The organism is Halogeometricum sp. CBA1124 (assembly GCF_009741955.1).
Taxonomy (GTDB): domain Archaea; phylum Halobacteriota; class Halobacteria; order Halobacteriales; family Haloferacaceae; genus Halogeometricum; species Halogeometricum rufum.
In genome coordinates, this window is the sequence record NZ_WPCD01000157.1 from 1 (window position 1) to 8,649 (window position 8,649).

The following is an 8,649-nucleotide window of genomic DNA, read 5'->3' on the forward strand; positions in this document are numbered from 1 at the left end:
CGAACGCGACGACCTGTTCGACTACATCGACGACCTGCAGGAGACGACGGACGTCGAAGACCTGACCGAACTGGAGGTCGAACCCGACGTCATCACCGACCACGCGCCGTTCGTCCCCGACGGGGCCGCCGCGGGCGACATGGTCCGGAAGGTGACGTCGTTCCAGCGCAAGTCCGTCGAAGCCTACTTCGAGGGCGAGTACAAGGGGATGGACCCCAACCGCGTCCGCGTCGGCACCATCCACTCCGCGAAGGGTCGCGAGGCCGACCACGTGTTCGTCTCCACCGACCTGACCGAGAAGGTGGTCGAACAGATGGCCGCCTCCGTGGACGACGAGGACGTCGACGGCGTCGACGAGTTCACCTCAACGACGAACCCCGTCCCCATCCTGACCGACAACGAACGCCGCGTCTTCTACGTCGGGATGTCCCGCGCCCGCGAACGCCTCGTCATCCTGGAGAACCTCATCAAGGGCGCGCCGACGCTCCCCGTGAGCGTCCTGCTCCACAACGAAGTCCGCGACACGCCGGTCGAGGAACTGCTGGAGGAGGCGCAGACGGGCGACGCGCCGGCGCCCGAAGCGTAGGGCGATGCCGGACGCACCCGAGTCGCTGCCCCCGCCCGAGACGGACCCGGCGTTCCTCGACGCCGCAATCGCCGACACCGACGCCGCCGGGTTCGTCGCCGTCGGCGACCGGTTCGACGACGACGTGCGCTACCTCACCCGCTTTTCGGGGCCGGACCGCGACTACGCGTTCGTCTACGCCGACGGCGAGGCGACGCTCTGCGCGCCCTCGTTGTTCGGCGAACAGGCCGAACGCGAGTTCGCCGGGACGGTCCGAACCGACGACGCGGGCGCCCTGCCGGCGTCCGCGCCGCGAACGTCCTCGACGAGTGCGGCGCGTCTGGGCACTGCTCGTCCCGCGGTCGATACCGCACGACGCCGCCGTCCACCTCGAACGCGCGGGCTACGAACTCGAGTCCACGACGGCCGTCGCGGACGCCCGCCTGACGAAGACCGACGCCGAACTCGACTGCCTCCGGCGCGTCCAACGCGCCGCCATCCGGGGAATGGCCCGCGCCGAGGAGATTCTCGCCGAGAGCGCCGCCGAGGGCGACGAACTCGTCTGGCGGGACGCCCCCCTCTCGACGGAACGCCTCCGGCGGCAGGTGAACGCCGAACTCGCCGTCTACGGCGTCCGTGACGCGGACAACACCGTCGTCGGCGCGGGACCGACCTGCGCGGACCTGCACTACGCCGGGACTGACGTTCTCCGGCCCGGCGAGACGGTGCTGTTGGACCTCTCGCCGCGCGGCCCCCACGGCTACTACGGCGACCTGTCCCGCACGTACGTCGTCGAGAGCGACGGCGGGTGGGAGCGACGCGCCTACGTCGCCGTCGAGGCGGCGCTGAAGGCCGGACTGGACGAGATAGCACCCGGCGCGGACGCGAACGCCGTCCACCGGGAGGCCGCCGCCGAACTCGCCGCCCACGGCTTCGACCCGAACGCCGACGAGGGCGAGGCGGGCTTCACCCACGGCACGGGCCACGGCGTCGGCCTCTCCCTGCACGAGGGGCCGTCGCTCCGGGAGGCGGTGGAACTCGACGCGGGGATGGTGTTCACCGTCGAACCCGGCGTCTACGACCCCGAACGCGGCGGCGTCCGACTGGAGGAACTGGTCGCCGTCACCGACGACGGACACGAGATACTCCACGAGTACCCGCGGTCGTTCACGCCGCGGACGGAGTAGTCGCGCGCCGACCGGCGGCCGAAGGCGCTACTCCTCGTCGTCCGGCGTCTTCACGACTTTTCCGACGACCGATTCGCCGACTTTCGCGGGGATGTCCGTCGGCGTCGTCAGGTAGTGCGGGAGGACGACCATCAGGACGGCGACGGCGAGGAGGCCGCCGCCGAGTATCTGCTGGCCGTCGAGGAGCGTGTTCAACCCGTAGACGCCGACGGGAACGGCGAATATCAGCGTCGCCGCGAGTTGAATCGTCCCGAGGATTCCGAGGCGCATCGACCGACAGATAGCGGTGCGGAGGAAAAAGCACCTCGGTGTGGACGCACCGCCGGACGCGTCGGCGTGGCCGCGGCACGGCGACACGGCTAACCCGTCGGGGAGTGAGACGGTCCGTATGGTCTCGACGGTCCCCGCGACTGCCGTGCAACTGGCCGGCCTGAGCGTCTCCCTCTCCGTCCTCGTCGTCTTCGCCATCGTCGTCGCCGCCGTCGTCCTGTTCGTCACCGAGGCGGTGTCGCCCGACGTGACGGCCATCGCCGTCGTCGTCACCCTCGTCGCCCTCGAACCGTTCACGGGCGTGTCCGCCGTCGAGGGCCTATCGGGCTTCTCGAACCCGGCGACGGTGACGATTCTGGCGATGTACATCCTGAGTAGCGGCATCGAGCGGACGGGCGTCGTCCGCCGTCTGGGCGTCGAAGTCGCCCACCTCACCCGCGGGTCGGAGAACCGCCTGCTGGCCGCCATCATCGGCCTCACGGGACCCATCGCGGGCCTCGTGAACAACACGCCCGTCGTCGCCGTCTTCATCCCGATGGTGACGGACCTCGCCAACGAGGCGGGCGTCTCGCCGTCGAAACTGCTCATCCCCCTCTCCTACGCGTCGATGCTCGCCGGGACCCTGACGCTGTTCGGGACGGCGACGAACCTCGTCGCCTCCGAGTTGTCCGCGGAACTGCTGGGCCGGCCGTTCGGCGTGTTCCTGCTGACGCCGGTGGCCGTCGTCGTCTTCCTCGTCGGCGCGGCGTACCTCCTCACCGTCGGGAAGTGGCTGTTGCCCGCCCGCGTCCCGCCGGGGTCGCGGACGGAACGGTACGAGGTGCAACCGTACCTCGCGCGCGTCCTCGTCACCTCCCGGTCGCCGTTCGTCGGCACCACCGCGCAGACCGTCGCCGAGGACGCGCGCCGGGACCTCGGCCTCGACGTGTTGGACGTGGTGCGGGGGGCGGACCACTTCCCCGCCGCGGAGTCCGACCGGGAGTTGCGGTCCCGCGACGTGCTGACCGTCCGCGGCGATCCGCCGACCATCCAGCGGTTCGTCGAGTTCGGGTCGCTCCGCCGCCTCCCGCGGGCGGCGGTGACGGACGCGGAACTGGACAACCCCGAGCGCTCGACGCTGGTCGAACTCGTCGTGCCCCCCTTCGTCGTCGCTGGTCGGCGAGACGGTCGAGACTGCTCGCCTCCGCGAACGTTACGACGCCACCGTCCTCGCCATCCGGAGCGCCGGCGGCGAACTCGTCCGCGACGGCATCGGCGCGACGAAACTGGGAGGCGGCGACGCCCTCCTGATGCAGACGACGGAGGAGGCGGCGGAGTTCCTCGCGGACAACGACGACTTCGTCGTCACCGGCGAGGTGTTCGACGAGGTGATGGCTCGCGTGCGCGAGGGCGGCGTGAGTTCGACGGCCGTCGCCGCCTTCGGCACCCTGTTCGGCGTCGTCGCACTGGCCGCCCTCGGCGTCCTCCCCATCGCCGTCGCCGCCCTCGCGGGCGTCGTCGCCATGATAGTGACGGGCGTCCTCTCGCCGAACGAGGCGTACGACGCGGTGAACTGGAACGTCGTCTTCCTGTTGGCGGGCATCGTCCCCCTCGGCATCGCCCTCCGGGAGACGGGCGCGGCCGCACTCGTCGCCGACGGCGTCGTCGGCGCGACGGCCGGACTCCCCGCCGTCGTCGTCCTCGGCCTGTTCTACCTGCTGACGGGCGGGTTCGCCAACGTCATCACGCCCGTCGCCAGCGTCGTCCTCTTCCTGCCCATCGCCGTCTCGACGGCGACCAGCATCGGGGCCGACCCGTTCTCGTTCGCCCTCGCGGTGACGTTCGCGGCGACGACGGCGTTCATGACGCCCGTCGGGTACCAGACGAACCTCATGGTGTACGGTCCCGGCGGCTACCGGTTCACCGACTACGTCCGCGTCGGCGCGCCCCTGCAACTCCTCCTCGCCGTCGTCACGTCGGCGGCGATAGCGCTCTACTGGGGCGTGTGACCGGCGGCGGAGCGCTCCCGCTACTTGACGACGCCCTCCGGAAGTTCCTCGACGTCCTCGGCGCCCAGTCCGGTCGTGACGATGAGGCGCAGGCCCCGGCGGACGGACATGTCCACCTCGAACACGTCCTCGGGCGGCACCATGATGAGCGACCCCGCCGTCGGGTTGGGGCTGTGCGGGAGGAACACCGTCAGCAACTCCGGCGAGTCCGTCGCCCGTTCGGCGCTCTGCGGGCCGTCGTTCGTCACGAAGCCGATGGAGTAGACGCCCTCGCGGGGGTACTCGACGAGGACGACGTGGTCGAACCCCTCGCTCTGCCGCGCGAGGGACTCGGACACCTGCCTGACGCCGAAGTAGATGGTTCGGACGAGGGGGACGAGGCGCACGCCGCGTTCGAAACCGCCGAACAGGCGACGGCCGAGTTCCTGCGAGGCGACGTAGCCGGCGGCGGTGAGCGTGACGGCCAGAAGCGTCGCCGCCAGCAGTTGCGCGAGCAACAGTTCGTCCCCGGTGAACGTCCGCAGGCGCGTCGTCGCGACGATGGGGTCGAGGACGATGCCGGTGAGGCGGTCGAACACGAAGTCGAGGACGAACACCGTCACCGCCAACGGCGCGACGAGGAACAGTCCCGTGACGAAACTGGTCCGGAGTCGGGTGAGAAGCGACATCGTGCGGGGGTGGGAGAGCGACGACAAAAGTGTATCCCGCCGCCGAGTTCACACGACCGTCGGCGAGCGGTCGCCCAATTTCGTGATGCTTTTCACGTGTGGGACGAGACGGGAGGTATGTTCACAGGGATAGTCGAAGGGACGGGCGTCGTCGTCGCCGCGACGGACGACGACGGCGGCCGTCGCCTCCGTCTCAGCCCCGACGCGACGTTCGAAGACCTCCACCACGGGCAGTCAATCGCCGTCAGCGGTGTCTGCCTCACCGTCGAGGAGTTCGCGGCCGACGGGGAGTGGTTCGAGGTGTTCCTCGCCGCGGAGACGGTCGAGAAGACGTACCTCGGCGACGTGGCCGAGGGCGACCGGGTGAACCTCGAACGGGCACTCCCCGCGGACGGGCGTCTCGACGGCCACATGGTGCAGGGCCACGTCGACACGACGACGACAATCACGGGCATCGAACGCGTCGGCGACGACTGGTTCTTCGAGTTCGAACTCCCCGCGTCGATAGCGAAGTACGTCGTCGCGAAGGGCTCTATCTGTCTGGACGGCATCAGCCTGACCGTCGCCGACCGGCGCGACTCGGACTTCGCCGTCGCCATCATCCCGACGACGTACGACCTGACGACGCTCTCGGAGAAAGCGGTGGGCGACCCCGTCCACGTCGAGGTTGACGTGGTCGCGAAGTACGTCGAGAACATGGTGTCGGGCTACGCCGACGCCCTGCAGTAGCGACCTCTCGGTCTGCCGCCGCCCGCGCCGTCTACTCGGCCTCGGTCGTCTCCGTCTCCGACTGGACCGCGCCGTCGTCGTACGCGGGCGTGTGCGCCTTTCGGTAGGCCTGCCGGTAGCGCCGAATCTTCCGGATGAGGTACAGCCCGAACACGCTGTCGTAGACGAGGACGTACGCGAGGAACGCCCACAGTCCGGAGAGCGGGGTGAACGTCTGGATGAGGCCCGACCCGATGCCGACCGTGGCGTTGTACGTCGCGTGGACGAACGCCGCGATGAGCAGTCCCTTGACGACGATGGGGCCGCGGTTGTCGGGGTTGTACTTCGCCAGTCCGAGGTAGTAGCCCGCGATGGCGGAGTAGATGACGTGCCCCGGCCCGGCGAGGGCGCGGACGGCCGTGATGCCCCCGCCCATCCCGATGAGTCCCAGTCCGAGGTCCAGTTCCGCCGTCGGGAGTTCCCGCGTGATGTAGAGGGCGTTCTCGATGAACGCGAAACCGAGGCCGGCCATCGCCCCGTACACCGCGCCGTCGACCACCGAGTCGAACCGGTCGTCGGTGTAGGCGTACAGGCGAACCGCGAGAAGCTTCACTATCTCCTCGATGGGGCCGACGACGATGTAGAAGAACAGCACCGTCCCGAGGAAGCCGAGCCCCTGGAAGTAGGGCTGGAGGGCACCGTTGAGGACGGCCGCGAAGTTGGCCGTCAGGACGCCGAGCAGGAAGGTTCCGACCAGAAGCGACAGGGGTTCGTTCGTCGTCACGTCGGAGTAGTACACGTAGGCGGCCAGTCCCAGCGCCGGAATCGCCGAGAGAACCGTGAGGAGACCGATTTCGAGGTTCGTCACTGCGGCCAACCCGCCGATACCGACGAGGAGGAGGAACGCGACGGCGACGATGACGAACCGCGCCGAGGCCGCGAACAGCCGGTACAACGCCACCGCGAGGCCGTCGACGGACGTTCGTTCCTCCCACGTCGAGATGTCGTAGAGGTCCTTGGAACCGTCCGACGCGCGTTCGACCGGGTCTCGTCTCTCAGCCATCGCCCTGACTATACAACCGGTCGCCGCGTAATAGCTTCGGCCGAACCGCGGCGCCCCAGGGGCGAAACGGGCGCTTGAAAGGGGGCGCGGCCCTACGTTCGCCGACGACATGCACTTCGACCAACGAACGCAGGCCGCCCTCCGCGACGCCGGACTCACGACCGAGGAGATTCGGGAGGCGTCCGACGCCGTCGCGGCGGCGGTCGAACGCGACGCCGAGACGCTTCGGGCGTTCTTCGCCGGCGGGGAGACGGTGTACTCCGACATGGAGATGGCGCACAGCGCCTCCGAGATACAGGAACACGAGGTCGAGTTCCTCGACCTGTTCACGCACGGGAGCGACCTCCGCGGGTACCTCCGCTTCGACTCGTGGGGCGTACCCGTCGAGGGCGGCCGCGTCCTGTCGGACGAGCGGGTGGAACTGTCGCTGGGACCGACGGTGGACGCCCGCGTCCGGTTCGCACGCGACCCGGACCTGTTGCGATGAGCGAGGCGGCCCGCGTCCGCGTCCGCGGCATCTACACGACGGCCGTGACGCGCCTCCTCCTCGACGCCGGACACGAGGTGGTGCAGGCCTCCGAACCGATTCGCGCGCGCTTCGACGCCGACTTCGGCGACGGCCACCACGAGGTGACGGTGGCGACGACGGACGACCGGCAGGGCGTCGGCGTCCACGGCGACGCCGGCGACGTCGCGGCCGTCGCCGACCGCCTGCGAGACGTCGGCGTCGACGCGTTCGCGTGGGCGGACCCCGCGCCGCCGGGTGCGGTGTTCGACGCGCGCGTGACGGAGACGAAAGGCTCGGGCGCGGTCTGTTCGCTCGGCGGCACCGATGGACGCGGTCCATCGAGCAGCCGGAGTTCCTCCGGCGAGGCGGAGGGGTTCCTCCCGTTCCGCGAGACCGACGACCGAATCGAGGCGGGCGACGCCGTCCGCGTGCAGGTCCGCGACTCGGAACCGCCGTGGAGCGACCGCCGGGCCTCGCTGAGCACCGACGTGCGCGCCGACGGTGGCCTGGCGACGCTGGTCCACGGCCGCGACGGCGTGACGGTCGACACCCGCGACGACGCCGCCGGCCGCGAACTCGTCGGCATGACCGACTTCCTCTCCGTGGCGGTGCCCGACGGGTGGGGCATCGAGTGGTCTCACGCGGCGACGAAGGCCGACATGGACGCCCTCGAGACGGCGCTCGAACGCGCCGCCGAACGCGCCGCGACGATGGACGACGCCCTCGCGGCCGTCGGCGGGGTCGAACCCCTCCGCGAACTCGCCGCGCCCGGCGCGGGCGAGTGGGTGTGGTTCGGCCGGGAGTCCCGCTTCGAACTCGACGAGTACAGGCGGCAGGTGGAGACGACGATGCCCGGACACCACCGGACGAAAGCCGCCTGCGAGGCGGCGAGTGCGGGCGTGGACTTCGTCGAGGCGATGTGCGCGCCCTCGGGCGAGTTCCGGTTCGACGTGGTGACGCGGCAGTTCGGACCGGTCGAGGGCGACACCGTCGCCATCGGCCACGGCAAGCCCGACGGCCGGGCGTTCTCGCTGGGCCGCGGCGAGGTGGTCGAGTGGGACACCGACGGGACGCTGTCGGTGGAGCGGACGCTCTCCGGGAGCGGGACGTACGACGCACTCGGGACGCCCCGAGAGGCGGGCGACACGGCGCTCACCAAGTTCCGCGAGGGACGGTGGTGGTATCCGACCGTCTACCGAAGCGCCGACGGCGACCTGAAGGGGACGTACGTGAACGTCTGCACGCCCGTCGAGTGCTTCCCGGACGAGGTGCGCTACGTGGACCTGCACGTCGACGTGATAAAACACCCCGACGGCGCCGTCGAACGCGTGGACGACGACGAACTCGACGAGGCCGTCGCGGCCGGCACGGTGAGCGAGGAACTCGCGGAGAAGGCCCGGTCCGTGGCGTCGAGTCTGGAGAACGCGCTCGGGTCGTGAGGCGGCGCGCGGCGGGTCCGTCCGCCGCCACCGGCGCAGTCGACGACGGCAAAGATTTATCCGCGGCGTCCGATACTGCGCGGACGTGAGTGGTTCACCCGACGACGACGTGGTGGTGCGACAGTTGGACACTGACGCGGACGACCCGGCGCTCGCAGTCGCCGAAATCGTGGCCGAACTCGAAGGGACGGACGCGGCGAGACTGCAACCGACCTACGACCAGTTGGACCACGTCTCGACCACGTGTTCTCGA

General features: G+C 70.1%; 7 protein-coding genes and 2 pseudogenes. 6 read left to right on the forward strand and 3 right to left on the reverse strand.

What is annotated here, in order from left to right; genetic code table 11:
• A partial coding sequence (locus tag GJ632_RS15955) for a 3'-5' exonuclease (protein WP_305037688.1) occupies positions 1-586 on the forward strand: 586 nt, incomplete at its 5' end.
• Positions 587-590: 4 nt separating this feature from the next.
• A pseudogene (locus GJ632_RS15960) lies at positions 591-1,752 on the forward strand (M24 family metallopeptidase).
• A 27-nt stretch (positions 1,753-1,779) separates the two neighbouring features.
• Here the strand turns inward: GJ632_RS15960 and GJ632_RS15965 are convergent.
• Complete coding sequence (locus tag GJ632_RS15965; RefSeq protein ID WP_089804472.1) at positions 1,780-2,022, reverse strand: hypothetical protein; 243 nt, start codon at positions 2,020-2,022, stop codon at positions 1,780-1,782.
• 118 nt (positions 2,023-2,140) lie between these two features.
• Here GJ632_RS15965 and GJ632_RS15970 point away from each other — a divergent pair.
• A pseudogene (locus GJ632_RS15970) lies at positions 2,141-4,010 on the forward strand (SLC13 family permease).
• A 20-nt stretch (positions 4,011-4,030) separates the two neighbouring features.
• Here GJ632_RS15970 and GJ632_RS15975 read toward each other — a convergent pair.
• Positions 4,031-4,678 carry a DUF502 domain-containing protein gene (locus tag GJ632_RS15975; RefSeq protein WP_191453470.1) on the reverse strand — a complete coding sequence of 216 codons (648 nt, stop codon included), beginning with the start codon at positions 4,676-4,678 and terminating at the stop codon, positions 4,031-4,033.
• A 117-nt stretch (positions 4,679-4,795) separates the two neighbouring features.
• On the opposite strand from GJ632_RS15975, the gene GJ632_RS15980 reads away from it, so the two are divergent.
• Positions 4,796-5,407 (forward strand): riboflavin synthase, encoded by a 612-nt coding sequence (locus tag GJ632_RS15980; RefSeq protein WP_191453471.1) that lies wholly within the window; start codon positions 4,796-4,798, stop codon positions 5,405-5,407.
• Between the two features lie 31 nt (positions 5,408-5,438).
• Here the strand turns inward: GJ632_RS15980 and GJ632_RS15985 are convergent, their stop codons facing one another.
• Positions 5,439-6,449 carry a PrsW family intramembrane metalloprotease gene (locus tag GJ632_RS15985; RefSeq protein ID WP_191453472.1) on the reverse strand — a complete coding sequence of 337 codons (1,011 nt, stop codon included), beginning with the start codon at positions 6,447-6,449 and terminating at the stop codon, positions 5,439-5,441.
• A gap of 109 nt (positions 6,450-6,558) precedes the next feature.
• On the opposite strand from GJ632_RS15985, the gene GJ632_RS15990 reads away from it, so the two are divergent.
• Complete coding sequence (locus GJ632_RS15990) at positions 6,559-6,936, forward strand: hypothetical protein (RefSeq protein WP_191453473.1); 378 nt, start codon at positions 6,559-6,561, stop codon at positions 6,934-6,936.
• On the forward strand, positions 6,933-8,396 hold the full coding sequence (locus tag GJ632_RS15995; protein WP_191453474.1) for a DUF402 domain-containing protein: 1,464 nt from the start codon (positions 6,933-6,935) through the stop codon (positions 8,394-8,396). Before GJ632_RS15990 ends, GJ632_RS15995 begins: the two co-directional genes overlap by 4 nt.
• Positions 8,397-8,649 lie beyond the last annotated feature (253 nt).